This window comes from Synechococcus sp. BMK-MC-1, from assembly GCF_014279955.1.
GTDB lineage: Bacteria > Cyanobacteriota > Cyanobacteriia > PCC-6307 > Cyanobiaceae > Synechococcus_C.
Window position 1 is genome coordinate 924,517 of record NZ_CP047939.1, and the last position, 13,352, is coordinate 937,868.

Sequence of the window (13,352 nt, forward strand, 5' to 3'; positions counted from 1 at the left end):
TGGAGCAATGCATTCCTGATCCGAGACTCCCAAGACAATGCCTTCAAAATAGTGTTAGTATAACTCTATGAATTTCAGTCGCGCCCTCCATGCTAAATAATATCGTCTTTATCAATAGGCTGCCTGCTGGTTCGCAGGAGATAGATATTTTTCGTGGAGAGTCTCGGCAAATCATTCAAGAAGCGATACGAGATAATAAATGGCGCTTTGGAAGTGCCGCACACTTTGAAAAGGATGGCGAAGGTCTTCTATATCCTGGGGAATCGCAAGCGGTGGATGAGTTCTTTCAGCTCGACACCGATTCGTCAAGAGCTGACGCACTTGCATCTCACCAGATACACGATTCAATAAATGATTCTCTCAAGGATCAATATAATTCTTGTTGGAGCACCTCTTTGGAAATCGCACGCCAATTCGGGCAAAAACACAGCGACGGGGTTGTCATTAGCGTAAAGGCGAAAGCGTTTGCCGACAGGTTTAGTGCTCTAGCTCAAGAATGGACTATCAGCGCCAATCAAGCTCGCACAGATGACCTTTGCTCTTTATTAGCTGCGAATCAAGCTGAAATGCCAGGCACTGGGTGGGGACGAATCCATGCTAGTGCGACATTCATCGATTACATACCTAGTGATTACCATCATCCTGGGACCCGCGACACAAACGTAGGCAATAGGTTCATAAGCCAAGTTTATCGGAACATGCGACTTCCTGAAAGCTATCGCGGGAAAGATCTGCAAGCTGAGAAAGAACTAAGATTCTGTTTAGACCTTTCAAATTCTGATGGATGTAGCATACGCAATCCAGAGGGGGTAGCCAATTCACTTGCACCCATGATTACTGAGGCCTTTGAAGCAGAAGGAAGAAAGATCGGTATATGGCTTCACAACTTTTGCATAACTTCAATAGGAGGCTATACGCTGACTAACGCATGGGAGTAACCTGCCGGCTACTTATCCATTTTGGAATGATGCGATCCGGGTGAATAAGGCAACCATCGGAATACAACTTAATAATCGCATAAACCCCATCTAACATTGCCATTCACCTGAGCCGCCCCCTAATGATCATTGTTCACCTTGCTGGCACTTTGCGGCCAGGTGATGACAAGCGTTAGGCGTAGAACCAATGAAGCACATCAAACTTAAGACCATTAATCTACGCGGGAATCCGGCACTTGATGAGCGCTGGCTGCAGGACGTTATCGCCGACGACCCAACGATCCTTGGCCTTGGCGACGTCGTGCTCAAGGATAAGGAGCGTATTCACCGTGGTCTCGGTCGACTCGACTTACTTCTTCAGGACGCTGACGGTCACGGTCGATATGAGGTCGAAATACAGCTAGGGGCGACAGATGAATCGCACATTATTCGGACACTTGAGTATTGGGATGTCGAGAAGCGCAAGTATCCGCAGTATGACCATGTTGCCGTGATCGTCGCGGAGGATATTACCAGCCGCTTCCTCAACGTGATCAGCCTTTTTAATGGGTTTATCCCGTTGATGGCAATACAGGTTACTGCAATTGAGACATCTGAGGGTGTAGGGCTACAGTTTACGAAAGTGTTGGATACCGTGCGGCTTGGCTTTCTTGATGACGACGAAGAGACAAGCGAGCCAACTGATCGGAACTATTGGGAGACTAAACGAGGAACAAAGCAGACTGTTGCCTTGGCTGATCGAGTTTGTGAACTGGCCAAGACCTTTGCGCCTTCAGCCGAGCTCAACTACAATAAGCATTACGTCGGGTTCACAATCGACGGACGATCGTTGAACTTCGCTGTGCTTCGCCCTCGAAAAGGCGCTCTGAACGTCGACGTTAAGCATTCTCAAACCGAGGAACTCGACACCGCACTTTCAGAGTCGAATCTCGACATCTTGGATTACGACAAGCGGTGGGGCGCTTATCGGATTAAGTTAAGTAAGAAAGACATCGAAGACCAGAAAGAATTTATTACTAGCCTCTTAAGCAAGGCTTTCGAGCAAAGGAAGAGCGGCTAACAAAGCCGTGAACCGGAGCACTCATTCACGCGGCAATTGAAATCAAAGTCTTCCGTTCGTGCCCGGTTACGGCAGACGTTGAGCGCAGACCTGGAGCACATCCGTTCAGCCAAGGAGGCATTGAGCCAGCGGACTGCTGAGGTCTCAGAGATGTTGCGGTCACAGGAAAGCCAGACCCAGTTCCTCGAGCAGGCCCGCACGGATCTGCTCATCCAGTTCCGCTCGCTGAGTGGGCAGATGCTGGATGGCTCCCGCGAAGCGCTGCTCAAGAGCACCAAGGAAACGGTGAGTGAGCCGTTTGCCAAGGAGGTGCTGCAGTTGCGCCAGCAGGTGGAGGCCTTGCAGAAGGACTCCAACGCCAAGCTCACGGTGCTGGCGGAAACCACCCGCGATCTGCGCCAGCGCAGTGAAGACGTGCAGGGGGCAGCCCAGCAGCTCACCTCCGCCCTGCGTTCCCCGAATGTGAAAGGCCAGTGGGGGGAGGTGAACCTGCGCCGGATCCTGGAGTTTGTGGGCTTGATCGCCTACTGCGACTTCGACGAGCAGGTGCATGTGGGCACCGATGAGGGTGCTTATCGGCCGGACTGTGTGATCACGATTCCCGGCTCACGCCGCTTGATCGTGGATTCCAAGGCACCGATCGAGAGCTATCTCGATGCCCTGCGGGCCACTGATCAAGCCCAGCGGGAAGCAGCGCTCAATGAGCACCTGAAGAAGGTGTGGAGCCACATCGATCTGCTGAGCAAGAAGGATGACGCCGGCAAGCTCAGTGCCCTGTCGATGGCACTGGAGCGGGATCCGCAGCTGCTGGAGTACGCCTTCAGCAAGAACATCATCCTCACCTTCCCCACCAGCCTGCTGGCGATCCTGAAGGGATTGGCGATGACAATCCAGCAGGCGGAGATCGCCAAAAATATCGATGAGATTCAGGCGCAGGCGGTGAAGCTGCACAAGCGCTTTTCCACCTTCATCGACAAGTTCAACGACATCGGCAACAACCTCACGCGCCTGAACAAGAGCTTCAATGCGGCGGTGGGATCAGCGCAGAGCCTGCTCCGGCTTTGTCGGGCCAGAGCGATCCGAAAGCCTTGCTTGGACCAGGCAGTTTCAAACAGCAGACCGTGGCCACGCTCAAGAAACTGTGTAAACAGCACGGCATCAAGGCCTTTTCCAAGCTCAAAAAGCTGGAGCTCTGCAAAGCCCTGGAGGCAGAAGGCGTTCAACCACCGCCACCACTCTTGGAGAGCTTCAGCAAGAAGGAGCTGGTGGCGATGCTGAAACAGGTGCAGGGAATGAATTGAATCACCCTGGCTGATCCTTACCCCCTTCGCCGCTTCTCAACGATCTGAAGGCTTTGGTTGATTTTGGCTGACTTGTTTCTGGCGCAATAACGATTCAGCAGACACTCCGTCCCGCTTGCGGAGGCAGGAGTGGTGGTCATGGCAACACTTCAAGTTGAAGCAGCTGGGCAGCCTGATTCAGTCGACGGTCGTAGCAGGCAAATGTCAGCGGAAGCTTTAACTGTTCATGCAAATTGTGAGCTGCTGCCAGTTGAACGCTGTCATAGCCACGTAGTGCGAATGCCTCGGCATACACCCCAGCTTTTTCGACCAGTGGCTGGGTGATTTCAGCGATCGCAAAGTCAGGCCAGGCCTGCTCGAACATTGATCTGGCCTGTGTCAGTCCAGGTTGGTTTGCACCCTTGACCCGACTGCGCTGAGCGAATGCGGCCATCGATTCCGCCCAGGTGATCCTGCAAACCGCAATGCCTGTGCAGTCAGCGTGTTGCCTGAGCATGACGTCGCTGTCTTCCTCGCTGATGAACAGTTTGAGAAGTGCGGATGTGTCGCAGAAAAGAATCACTGCGTGGATTCACGCCCCTCAATCACGAGGTCACTGATCAGTGGCCCTCCATCGTTGAGCTTCACGGGCGGAGGCATCACTGGCTTCTTTCCATTCCAGCTGATCAACCCTGCATCAATCGCTTGTTGCGTCGGGTTGCTGATCTCCGAGTCCGCCGGCTTCACAGCAGTGATGCGGGCGATCGGTTTTCGATGGGAGGTGACTTCCACTACCTCGCCGCACTGGGCACGGGCCAGCCATTCGGAGAGGTGGGTCTTGAGATCCCGCACCGAAACCTGGCTTGCGACTACTTTTGGCACGGCTAACTCCTCTGATGCGACCACACTAGGCCCGATTTCGGCGCTCATGCCTCTCCTCCCACCACGGTGCGGCGTTGGGCGATCACGCGATCGTTGCCATCGACCAAAGCGGCCGCCACAGCTGCTTCACTGAATCCTGGGGCCGGCACCCGCTGGTTGTTGACTTCCAGCGTCGATAGGCTGAGTCAACCGCCTGGGCCCGGATGTCATATCGCATAAGCCTTTTGGAAACCAGCGAGGGGTGGTCGGTGAGTTGCCTTGATCTACCCGGTTGCCATTCCCAGGGCGAGTCGCGCGACGAGGCTCTGGCGAACATCCGGGAGGCCATCCAGCTCTGGTTGGAGGTGGAGGCGGAGGAAGCTGGTGTGAAAACCGTGGAAACCCTGGAACTAGGTTCCTGTTCGCTCCTGCCAGCGTGGTTGTGGCCAGCCGCCCTCACGGTTTGATGTCGGTGGCTTCGAGCCGTTCCAGCAACCTTGCTCGAAGGCCAGCCGCCACCGACTGAAGGAGAGGTAGATCGATGATTGGTGCTGGTTCGCTGGGATCGGGGTAGCGGAAATCAACGGCCGCTAACGACAACCGGTTGAGATCGATCGATGAAGCACTCCAGCTTTCATCGGCCTGATGCAACAGATCAGACAACTCACGCAGGTTGTGGACTTTGGGGACAGGTTGTTCCATTCGCATCAGTTCAGCCTTGAACAGCTTCTCGAGGCATTGCTGCAGGTGAAAGCAGACATTGCGTTGATGACCACCTGCATTGATCAGGATCAGGCTGTCGCTCCAGTCATCCTCCGCGTAGCGGATCCAGGCCGTCACCAATGGGGTGCATTCAGCCATGCAGGACTTCGCCGTGATCCAGTGCTTCTCGGATGAACGGATCTCCCCATCCATACCGCTGCACGGCTGCTTCCGGTTTGCAGAGCAGCAGGTCCACGGGGAACGACGGCGCTGCCAGCTCCAACATGCTGAGACGCTGCTCAAGCGAGCTCCCCTCAAACGGCATCACCACCAAGATGTCTGCGTCGGAATCCCAGCGCGCCTCACCCCTGGCCTGCGACCCAAACAGGATCACCTTCTCAGGCGCGAAATGATCCACCAGTCTGTTGGTGAAGGCCAAGAGGGCTTCACGGGTCACCAGAGGTCTGGGTGTGGCTGCCATGGCTCCATCATCGCTCGCCTTGTGGGATTTTCACGCAAGCGGTAACCGCTGGAACCATTCGCCCTTACGGCTTGATATCGGTTGCCTCCAGCCGTTCCAGCAGCAGGTCGAGCTTGCGGTCCTGGAGCTCCAGCTGGTGCAGAAATCCAGCACTGATCAGTGGAAGGTGCCCTGTCGATGGCACTGGAGCGGGATCCGCAACTACTGGAGTACGCCTTCAGCAAGAACATCATCCTCACCTTCCCCACCAGCCTGCTGGCGATCTTGAAGGGATTGGCGATGACGATTCAGCAGGCGGAGATCGCCAAAAACATCGATGAGATTCAGGCGCAGGCGGTGGAGCTGCACAAGCGCTTTTCGATCTTCATCGACAAGTTCAACGACATCGGTAGCAACCTCACCCGCTTGAACAAGAGCTTCAATGCAGCAGTAGGTTCAGCGCAGAGCCGGTTGTTGCCGCAGGGCCGCCGTTTTGCGGAGCTGGCCGGGCAAAGCGGAGAGATTGATGTGAGTGATCAGATCGATGAAGTCGTGCGGGAGATTGAGGTTGGGGAGTAACAAGTTTGTCTTTTGAATTTTCTCTCGGCTGAATCGATTGATTGACTACTGAATTCATCTTTCATCTTTACTGTCCTGCCTGCCCAAATCAGAACCATCGTTTGTATTCAGGGAAATCGCTTGAGGTGATAACCATTGTGTTGGCGTCTTTCAGCTCGTGACGAGCGGCCTGACTCTTTTCAGACTTGGTTCAGCTGCTGTGGCTGATGGAGCCCACTCGATCAAGTGCCTACGCCCGTCTCGCCGAATACATCAACCGGCGGATGCGGATGTCGCACATTGATCAGCCGCTGATGCTGATGGAGCTGTTGGGAAGACGCAGTCCGGCTCCGGCGGAAGACATCGCCCGCCGCATCCTCGGGGAGGACGTGACCCAGATCGAGTACTACACCGAAAGGGTGAAACGGATGGTGGGGAGGGTGCTGACCTCCAACGGCATCACGTCTCATGCCGAAGGCGTCTACAGCCTGATCGGCGCGGACGACCTCAGCGAGATCGAGCGGGATGCACTGCTGCAGCTCTGCCGAGAGAAACTCGATGCCTTCCGGGCCAAGCGCGGTGATGAGGTCTTCGCCCATCGCTCACGCCATCGCACGGCCATCAGCGGATCGATCCGCTACCGGGTGTTCAGCCGCGCGAAGGGACGCTGTGAATGCTGCGGGGCCCATGAGCATCAGGCAGCGCTTGAGGTTGATCACATCATCCCGAAGAACCAAGGTGGTTCCGATGACATCTCCAACTTCCAGGCGCTCTGCTTCCGTTGCAACGCCGGCAAGCGGGACAGCGACAGCACCGACTTCCGCGGGGTGCTGCAGAGCTATGGCCACAGGCAGGAGGGATGTCTGTTCTGTGACTTGCAGTCTTCAGATCGTGTGCTGATCAGGAACGAACTGGCGGTCTGCATCGCCGATGCCTACCCCGTCAGCGAAGGCCACAGCCTGGTGATTCCCTGCCGGCATGTGGCGGATGGGACGGAGCTGCATCAGCCCGAGTGGAATGCCGTCAGTGCACTCCTGAAGCAGCGAAGGCAGGATCTTGAGCTGGCGGATGCCTCCATCAGCGGTTTCAACATCGGCCTGAACAGTGGTGAGACGGCCGGGCAGACGGTGATGCATGCCCACTGGCATCTGATCCCAAGGCGCAAGGGTGACGTGTCTGATCCGCGGGGTGGGGTGAGAGGTGTGATCGCGCATAAGCAAAGGTATTGATCGCAGATCAGCTGACCAGTCATCCAGCCCACAATCCTGAAGCTCATCTGCACCCAGCTTCGAACTGCATTCCCAACAAGCAGACGCAGCCAGAATTCCTTCAGGTGGGTCCATTCAGCCCTTGCTTTCATGATCATTTATCTCGCAACTCGAGAAGAGTTCCTGAAACACGTGCGCGAGCAGCGCATTGAGGAGGAGGTGCGAGAGCGCTTCATAGCGATTACAGGCCACAAAGTCACCGCAAGCGAGTTTCGAGCTTGGAAGAATTCACTTCAGTGCGTTGGAAACGTATTGCAGTTCGAAGAGATCCCCTCAGAGCTAGGTGTGGCGATCGAATACCGCATTCACAACACTGCGAAGCGCATCGACCTGCTGCTTTCAGGCTGTGATGCTGTTGGCGACCCAGCTGCGGTGATCGTTGAGCTGAAGCAGTGGGAATCAGTCCAGTCCACTGAGCTGGATGGGGTGGTACGAACCTTCATCGGGAAGGGGCCACGCGAGACCACTCATCCTTCGTACCAGGCCATGAGCTACGGGCAGCTCCTGCGTGGGTTCAATACAGCGGTGGTTGAGTACAGGATTGCTCTGCAACCCTGCGCATACCTCCACAACTGCACAGATGGCAGCGGCATCACCGATGCCCGCTATCGCCCGTACCTCGATCAGGCACCAGTGTTTCTCCGCCACGACAACGCAGCCATGGCGGCCTTCTTGCAGCGCTGTCTGCAGGTTGGCGATCGGGGTCGCACGATCGAGAGGATCCGCGATGGCAAGGCCAAGCCCAGCCGTCAGCTTGCGGACGCTGTTGAGCGAATGTTGAAGGGCAATGCCGAGTTCGTGCTGATTGACGAACAGAAGGTGGTGTACGAAAAGGCGCTAGGCCTTGCACGACGGCTACGAGAAGGGAGGCACTGTGTGCTGCTGGTGCAGGGCGGGCCTGGAACGGGGAAATCGGTGGTGGCGGTGAACTTGCTGGCTCGGTTGCTGAGCATGGGCCTCAATGCCCGCTACGTGAGCAAGAACGCAGCGCCGCGGGCTGTATATCGCGCCAAGCTCACCGGTTCTCTCCAGAAAGGGGAATACGACAACCTCTTCTGTGGTTCGGCCTGTTTTGTTGGATGTCCGGAGGGCTTTTATGACGCCCTGATCGTGGATGAAAGCCACCGGCTGATGACCAAGACCATCTACGACAAGGAGGGAGAGAACCAAGTCAAGGAGATCATCCACGCCAGCAAGCTGGCGGTGTTTTTCCTTGATGAAGACCAGCGCGTCACCTTCGACGACATTGGGAGTACGGCCGAGATCGAAAAGTGGAGCCAATTCCACGAGGCCGAGTTACATCGTGACGTGCTGCCGTCGCAGTTCCGTTGCAGCGGCTCTGACGGCTACCTGGCCTGGCTGGATTCCACCCTCGGGATACGGGCCACGGCCAATGAGCAGTTGGACCCAGCCGCCAGCTACGACTTCAGGGTTTTTGATGATCCAGTTGAGCTGCATGATGCGATTCGCAAGGCCAATCACGACAACCAGGCACGGATGGTGGCGGGCTATTGCTGGAACTGGGATTCAAAAAAATATTCCAGCGCCTGGGACATCACGATCGAGCCCTGGGGCTACCGGGCCCGCTGGAACCTGAGCAAGGACGGCAGTGTGTGGATCATGAAGGCAGGCACTGTGGAGGAGGTTGGCTGCATCCATACCTGCCAGGGCCTGGAGCTGGAGACGATCGGTGTGATTATCGGGCCGGATCTTGCCTACAGGGATGGCCAGGTTGTGACGGTTCCTTCGGCCCGGGCGCGCACGGATCAGTCGTTGAAGGGATACAAGGTGGGCCTGAAACGGGACCCCCAGGCGATCCGCATAAAGGCAGACGCGATCATCCGCAACACATACCGAACGTTGATGAGCCGAGGGACAAAAGCCTGCTGGGTTTTTGCGTGTGACCCTGAACTAAGTGCCTGGCTCAAGCAGATCTCAGAGAAGACCACTGATCTCTGATGCCTGAGCAAAATTTCATACCCGGGCTCTACGACCACCCGCTCAGTGCCGCGATTGACCAGCTCCTGGCCGGTCAGGAGGAATCCTTACATCACCTCCAACCCCTGGATCCCGCCGAGGCGCCCCAGCGCCTGGCCCGCTACTTGCGCCAGCTAAGTGAGATAGCTCTGGCGACATTGCCGGAGCCCAAGCGGCAACAGCAGCAATTGGCTCTGGTTAACCAGATCGTTGGGTTACTCCAGCAGTACAGCTCTGTCATTGACGCGGGAGATCTGCTGCATCCCAGCGCTCGTCTGCTTCAGGAGCTGCGGGATGCGCCGTTGCTACCGAACGAGACCCCCGTGGACCGGCCCCTCATCTCCCTGGCCGATGGCACCCTGCTGATCAATGCCCCCAGCGAGCCCAGTGTGGGGCTGGCCTTGCAGGCAGAAGTGCCCTCTGCAGACCGCATCGATTTGCTCTGCGCCTTCATCAAGTGGAGTGGCCTGCGGTTGCTGCAGCCGGTGCTCGCCCAGTACCTGGCGTCCGGGCGTTCCCTACGAGTGCTCACGACCACGTATCTCGGCGCCACCGATCGCAAAGCTCTCGACTGGCTTGTGGAGCATGGCGCCGATGTGCGGGTCAGTACCGACACGCGCCGCACCCGGCTCCATGCCAAGGCTTGGCACTTTCATCGCGCGAGTGGAACCAGCACGGCCTACATCGGCTCATCGAATCTCTCCTCTGCAGCCCTGCTCGACGGGCTGGAGTGGAACGTGCGCCTGGCAGCCCTGGAGACTCCGGCAATGGTGGCCAAGTTTCAGTCCACCTTTGACGCTTACTGGGAGGAGGGCGAGTTCGAGTGCTATGCCGCCACGCCTGATCAACAGGATCGAATCGATCACCAGCTCGCTGTAGCCCGGGGCGTGGATGACGCCAGGGGCGATTCGGCGCTGGCGTGGTTCAACCTGCTGCCCTACGCCTACCAGCGCGAGATGCTCGAAGCCCTGGGGGCCGAGCGCATGGTCCATAACCGCTGGCATAACCTGGTGGTGGCTGCCACGGGTACGGGCAAGACGGTGCTGGCCGCGTTCGACGTGGCCCGCCTGCACAGTGATTTCCCTGAGTGGTTCCCCGCACCCGAGCCGCCGCCGCTGCTGTTGATCGCTCACCGCAAGGAAATCCTGCACCAGGCCCTGGCCACATTCCGCCAGGTGTTGCGTGACCCAGCCTTCGGTGAGCTCTATGTGGATGGCGAACTGCCGCGCCAGTGGCGACATGTGTTTGCCTCGGTCCAGTCACTCGCCCAGCTCGATCTTGCCGAGATCCCTCCTGATCGCTTCGCCGTGGTGATCGTGGATGAGTTCCACCACGCGGCAGCCTCGAGCTATCGCCGCTGGCTCGACCACTTGCGCCCCCAGCTTCTGCTTGGCCTCACCGCTACCCCCGAGCGCGCCGATGGGCTCGACGTCCTCCATTGGTTTGGCGGACGTATCGCTGCGGAGCTGCGACTCTGGACCGCCCTCGATCAGGGCTTGCTCGCGCCTTTTCACTACTTCGCTGTCGCTGACGCCACGGACCTCTCCTCCCTGGAGTGGCGCCGGGGTGGTTATGTGCCCGCTGAGCTCAGCAATGTTTACACAGGCGACCATCGTCGCGTCGCGCTGATCCTCAGCGAACTGGAGAAGGCGGTGGCTGAACCGCGACGAATGCGCGCCCTGGGCTTTTGCGTGAGCGTGGAGCACGCCCGCTTCATGGCCGAGCGATTCCGCGCCGTTGGCCTCAAGGCCAAAGCCCTCGACGCGACCACCCCCGGTGATGAGCGCCGGGATGCCCTGCGCCGCCTACAAGTTGGCGAGCTGCAGATCCTCTTTGCCGTGGACCTGTTCAACGAGGGTCTCGACATCCCCTCGATCGACACCGTGCTTTTGCTTCGCCCCACCGAGAGCGCCGTGGTCTTCCTGCAGCAACTTGGCCGTGGGCTGCGCCTTTCGCCCGACACCGGCAAGAGTTGCCTCACGGTGCTCGATTTCATAGGCCAGCAACACCGACGCTTTCGCTTCGACCAGCGCTATCGCGCTCTGCTCGGCTGCACCCGCCGCCAACTGAAGGAGCAGCTTGAGCAGGGCTTTCCGTTCGTGCCTCCGGGCTGTCGGTTGGTCCTTGATCGGGTGGCGAGTGAGCGAGTCCTCTCCAATCTGCGCCAGTGCCTGCCTAGCCGGCGCCCACAGCTGTTGGAGGAGCTCCAGACGCTTGCTGCTGAAGGAGTTATCAATGCCGCTAGTGGGCTCGCCGATTGGCTTGAGGCGCTCACGATGGACCCCGTCGATTTCTACGGCATTCGCGGCGTCTCATTCACAGCCCTTCGCCGTGAGCTGGGATGGCTTTGCGATGAGCCCCATCCGGAGGAAGAGCGGCTAAGCCGCTCCATCGGTTCTGGATTGCTCCACGGCGACGATCCTGATCGCCTGCGTGCCCTCGGCGCCGCTATGTCAGAGCCTGCGCCGCCGGATCCGCTCACCATGGGAGTCCGCGAACGCCGACAGTGGTTGATGCTCACGGCCCAGCTATTCGGCACAGGCCGCCAGTGGCGTTCGCTTCCCGATGCCCTGGATGTGCTTTGGCAGGCCGGCGCATGGCGCGACGAACTGCGCCAGCTGCTTGTCTTCCTAGCTGCCAGGGCCGATCATCTCCTGCACCCACTCCCTTGGGCGCTACCAGTGCCGCTTCGCGTGCACGGCCACTACAGCCGCGCCGAAATCGAAGCGGCGTTTGGTGTCCTCGGTGATGACGCACCGTGGATTCACCGTGAAGGCGTGCTCTGGCATGAACCCAGCCGGTGTGACCTGCTGTTCGTGACCCTCAAAAAGAGCGAGGCCCTTTTCTCCCCGTCCACCCGTTACCGCGACCTGGCCCTCGGCCCACGCCTTTTCCACTGGGAAAGCCAAAGCACTACCACGGCTTCCTCCCCTACAGGCCAGCGTTACGTGAGTGGTGGTTCACGGGTGTTGCTCTTTGTCCGGGAGCAACGAAAACAGGGTTCTATTACCGAGCCTTTTGCGTGCCTGGGCTTTGCTGGCTACGAGAGTCACGAGGGTGAGCGCCCGATGGCAATTCGCTGGCGGTTGGAGCGCGAGATCCCGGCGGCGTGGTTGCCGGTTATGGGTGTGGCGGTTTGAGCAGAGCAGGCTGCTCACGAAATGCTTTATCGCCTGCTCAATCGCCTGGACTGCCGCGCATCTCCTCATTGCAGATCGTGGCTTGGTGGATGAACTCCACCCCCTCTGCAATCGCCTCACGGGTGGCGGCGTAATCGGCGTCGCTTTGCTTCCCAGGTAAGCGGGCAATTCGGCGCCCTTCCTTCTCCAGCTTGTTGAGCAACACCTGCTCATGGCGCAGGCCATCGGCAAACAGTTGGTGATCTAGCTCACTCACCGCTGGCTTGCTGCCATCAAACAGCTTGTGTGCTTCCAGCTCCTGCCACCACGCCCCGATCACCGGGCTGATCGAGAACAGCGACAGCTGGCTGGGGGTGATCAGGCGGGTGGGCATGGCTGCTTGTTGGCCCTTCCATTTTTTTGCATTGGTCCATTTCTCGCATCACCCAAATGGGTGAGTGCAGGGAGGCCCTATCTCCCCTAATTGGGGGATGTTTGTTGGCTGTGCTTCGGTAAGTCTGGAGGCGGAGTTCATTCCTCTTTCCCCAATCACGATTGAGGCCATGCGTGAGATTCCAAACCATGAGCTCATTGCTAAGCGCATTCCGGCTGCTGATGGCAATCGGCGCAGCTTGATTGGCTTCGCGCATACGTTCAATGGCTATGCGTTCTTGGCTGGTGAGGAGCCTTCAGAGCGCCTGTCTGGTGATTGGTCTGATCTGAGCCTGAGTGAGCTGCGCTGTCTGCTGTTTTGGCAGGTGCGCAGTGATCGTTGGAGCGGAGGCCTCTCCACAGATTGGCCGTCGCTGTGGAGTCTCTTGGCTGTGATTCGAAGCAGGGTTGAAGCTGGCGCGTTGGAGTGACCCTGGAGTCACGGCGCATGGCGCTCGGGATAGTGACTGGCCCATGCTTGGCTGCTTTGCCCTTTTGGCACGAGGGCCTCATAAGCGGGGCTTTGCAGAATTTCATTCACCGCTTCCCCCAGGCGCTCCACTGAGCGGCTTTCAGGCAGGCGACCCACCAGCTCCTGATGCATGCGCAGCAGATACCAGGCACTGCCATCGAGGCCGGCGTTGAACTTGCGCCACATGTCTGGATCCCGAGGGCAGCCATCAACTCGGCGATCTCC

15 protein-coding genes are annotated in these 13,352 nt (G+C 58.1%); 9 read left to right on the forward strand and 6 right to left on the reverse strand.

What is annotated here, in order from left to right; genetic code table 11:
* Nucleotides 1-89 precede the first annotated feature (89 nt).
* From SynBMKMC1_RS05140 to SynBMKMC1_RS05150, 3 genes are all read left to right on the forward strand, one after another.
* The gene (locus SynBMKMC1_RS05140; RefSeq protein WP_186472941.1) at nucleotides 90-938 is read left to right on the forward strand and encodes a hypothetical protein; all 849 of its coding nucleotides are present in this window, start codon (nucleotides 90-92) and stop codon (nucleotides 936-938) included.
* A gap of 187 nt (nucleotides 939-1,125) precedes the next feature.
* A complete protein-coding gene (locus SynBMKMC1_RS05145) occupies nucleotides 1,126-1,998 on the forward strand; it encodes a DUF5655 domain-containing protein (protein WP_186472942.1) in 873 nt (290 codons plus the stop codon).
* A gap of 150 nt (nucleotides 1,999-2,148) precedes the next feature.
* Complete coding sequence (locus SynBMKMC1_RS05150; protein WP_370593941.1) at nucleotides 2,149-3,276, forward strand: DNA recombination protein RmuC; 1,128 nt, start codon at nucleotides 2,149-2,151, stop codon at nucleotides 3,274-3,276.
* 159 nt (nucleotides 3,277-3,435) lie between these two features.
* Here the strand turns inward: SynBMKMC1_RS05150 and SynBMKMC1_RS05155 are convergent, their stop codons facing one another.
* Together SynBMKMC1_RS05155 and SynBMKMC1_RS05160 are read right to left on the reverse strand one after the other, a co-directional pair.
* Nucleotides 3,436-3,861 (reverse strand): type II toxin-antitoxin system VapC family toxin, encoded by a 426-nt coding sequence (locus SynBMKMC1_RS05155; RefSeq protein WP_186472943.1) that lies wholly within the window; start codon nucleotides 3,859-3,861, stop codon nucleotides 3,436-3,438.
* The gene (locus tag SynBMKMC1_RS05160; RefSeq protein WP_255486324.1) at nucleotides 3,858-4,160 is read right to left on the reverse strand and encodes a type II toxin-antitoxin system Phd/YefM family antitoxin; all 303 of its coding nucleotides are present in this window, start codon (nucleotides 4,158-4,160) and stop codon (nucleotides 3,858-3,860) included. Before SynBMKMC1_RS05160 ends, SynBMKMC1_RS05155 begins: the two co-directional genes overlap by 4 nt.
* A 203-nt stretch (nucleotides 4,161-4,363) precedes the next feature.
* On the opposite strand from SynBMKMC1_RS05160, the gene SynBMKMC1_RS05165 reads away from it, so the two are divergent.
* Nucleotides 4,364-4,606 (forward strand): type II toxin-antitoxin system HicB family antitoxin, encoded by a 243-nt coding sequence (locus SynBMKMC1_RS05165; RefSeq protein WP_186472944.1) that lies wholly within the window; start codon nucleotides 4,364-4,366, stop codon nucleotides 4,604-4,606.
* On the opposite strand, the gene SynBMKMC1_RS05170 is transcribed toward SynBMKMC1_RS05165, so the two are convergent.
* Both SynBMKMC1_RS05170 and SynBMKMC1_RS05175 read right to left on the reverse strand, forming a co-directional pair.
* Nucleotides 4,596-5,000 (reverse strand): HEPN domain-containing protein, encoded by a 405-nt coding sequence (locus SynBMKMC1_RS05170; RefSeq protein WP_186472945.1) that lies wholly within the window; start codon nucleotides 4,998-5,000, stop codon nucleotides 4,596-4,598. The genes SynBMKMC1_RS05165 and SynBMKMC1_RS05170 overlap by 11 nt on opposite strands.
* Nucleotides 4,993-5,322, reverse strand: a complete 330-nt coding sequence (locus SynBMKMC1_RS05175) for a nucleotidyltransferase domain-containing protein (protein WP_222930384.1) — start codon at nucleotides 5,320-5,322, stop codon at nucleotides 4,993-4,995. The genes SynBMKMC1_RS05170 and SynBMKMC1_RS05175 overlap by 8 nt, the downstream gene beginning before the upstream one ends.
* A 177-nt stretch (nucleotides 5,323-5,499) precedes the next feature.
* On the opposite strand from SynBMKMC1_RS05175, the gene rmuC reads away from it, so the two are divergent.
* From rmuC to SynBMKMC1_RS05195, 4 genes are all read left to right on the forward strand, one after another.
* Complete coding sequence (gene rmuC / locus SynBMKMC1_RS05180) at nucleotides 5,500-5,880, forward strand: DNA recombination protein RmuC (protein ID WP_255486325.1); 381 nt, start codon at nucleotides 5,500-5,502, stop codon at nucleotides 5,878-5,880.
* 185 nt (nucleotides 5,881-6,065) lie between these two features.
* Nucleotides 6,066-7,088, forward strand: coding sequence for an HIT domain-containing protein (locus SynBMKMC1_RS05185; protein ID WP_255486326.1), 1,023 nt, complete (start codon nucleotides 6,066-6,068; stop codon nucleotides 7,086-7,088).
* A gap of 129 nt (nucleotides 7,089-7,217) precedes the next feature.
* Nucleotides 7,218-9,086, forward strand: coding sequence for a DUF2075 domain-containing protein (locus SynBMKMC1_RS05190; protein ID WP_186472946.1), 1,869 nt, complete (start codon nucleotides 7,218-7,220; stop codon nucleotides 9,084-9,086).
* Nucleotides 9,086-12,244, forward strand: coding sequence for a DEAD/DEAH box helicase (locus SynBMKMC1_RS05195; protein ID WP_186472947.1), 3,159 nt, complete (start codon nucleotides 9,086-9,088; stop codon nucleotides 12,242-12,244). The genes SynBMKMC1_RS05190 and SynBMKMC1_RS05195 overlap by 1 nt, the downstream gene beginning before the upstream one ends.
* A gap of 37 nt (nucleotides 12,245-12,281) precedes the next feature.
* Here SynBMKMC1_RS05195 and SynBMKMC1_RS05200 read toward each other — a convergent pair whose 3' ends face one another.
* Nucleotides 12,282-12,617 carry a hypothetical protein gene (locus tag SynBMKMC1_RS05200; RefSeq protein ID WP_255486327.1) on the reverse strand — a complete coding sequence of 112 codons (336 nt, stop codon included), beginning with the start codon at nucleotides 12,615-12,617 and terminating at the stop codon, nucleotides 12,282-12,284.
* A gap of 169 nt (nucleotides 12,618-12,786) precedes the next feature.
* On the opposite strand from SynBMKMC1_RS05200, the gene SynBMKMC1_RS05205 reads away from it, so the two are divergent.
* Nucleotides 12,787-13,086 carry a hypothetical protein gene (locus SynBMKMC1_RS05205; protein ID WP_186472948.1) on the forward strand — a complete coding sequence of 100 codons (300 nt, stop codon included), beginning with the start codon at nucleotides 12,787-12,789 and terminating at the stop codon, nucleotides 13,084-13,086.
* A gap of 8 nt (nucleotides 13,087-13,094) precedes the next feature.
* Here the strand turns inward: SynBMKMC1_RS05205 and SynBMKMC1_RS05210 are convergent, their stop codons facing one another.
* Nucleotides 13,095-13,313, reverse strand: a complete 219-nt coding sequence (locus tag SynBMKMC1_RS05210) for a hypothetical protein (RefSeq protein ID WP_370593942.1) — start codon at nucleotides 13,311-13,313, stop codon at nucleotides 13,095-13,097.
* Between the last annotated feature and the right edge of the window lie 39 nt (nucleotides 13,314-13,352).

Bases quoted from the DNA above. Each gene is read 5' to 3' on its own strand.
- SynBMKMC1_RS05140 (WP_186472941.1), top strand. From the start codon at position 90: ATGCTAAATAATATCGTCTTTATCAATAGGCTGCCTGCTGGTTCGCAG.
- SynBMKMC1_RS05145 (WP_186472942.1), top strand. From the start codon at position 1,126: ATGAAGCACATCAAACTTAAGACCATTAATCTACGCGGGAATCCGGCA.
- SynBMKMC1_RS05150 (WP_370593941.1), top strand. From the start codon at position 2,149: ATGTTGCGGTCACAGGAAAGCCAGACCCAGTTCCTCGAGCAGGCCCGC.
- SynBMKMC1_RS05165 (WP_186472944.1), top strand. From the start codon at position 4,364: ATGTCATATCGCATAAGCCTTTTGGAAACCAGCGAGGGGTGGTCGGTG.
- SynBMKMC1_RS05170 (WP_186472945.1), bottom strand. From the start codon at position 5,000: ATGGCTGAATGCACCCCATTGGTGACGGCCTGGATCCGCTACGCGGAG.
- SynBMKMC1_RS05175 (WP_222930384.1), bottom strand. From the start codon at position 5,322: ATGGCAGCCACACCCAGACCTCTGGTGACCCGTGAAGCCCTCTTGGCC.
- rmuC (WP_255486325.1), top strand. From the start codon at position 5,500: ATGGCACTGGAGCGGGATCCGCAACTACTGGAGTACGCCTTCAGCAAG.
- SynBMKMC1_RS05190 (WP_186472946.1), top strand. From the start codon at position 7,218: ATGATCATTTATCTCGCAACTCGAGAAGAGTTCCTGAAACACGTGCGC.
- SynBMKMC1_RS05195 (WP_186472947.1), top strand. From the start codon at position 9,086: ATGCCTGAGCAAAATTTCATACCCGGGCTCTACGACCACCCGCTCAGT.
- SynBMKMC1_RS05200 (WP_255486327.1), bottom strand. From the start codon at position 12,617: ATGCCCACCCGCCTGATCACCCCCAGCCAGCTGTCGCTGTTCTCGATC.
- SynBMKMC1_RS05205 (WP_186472948.1), top strand. From the start codon at position 12,787: ATGCGTGAGATTCCAAACCATGAGCTCATTGCTAAGCGCATTCCGGCT.
- SynBMKMC1_RS05210 (WP_370593942.1), bottom strand. From the start codon at position 13,313: ATGTGGCGCAAGTTCAACGCCGGCCTCGATGGCAGTGCCTGGTATCTG.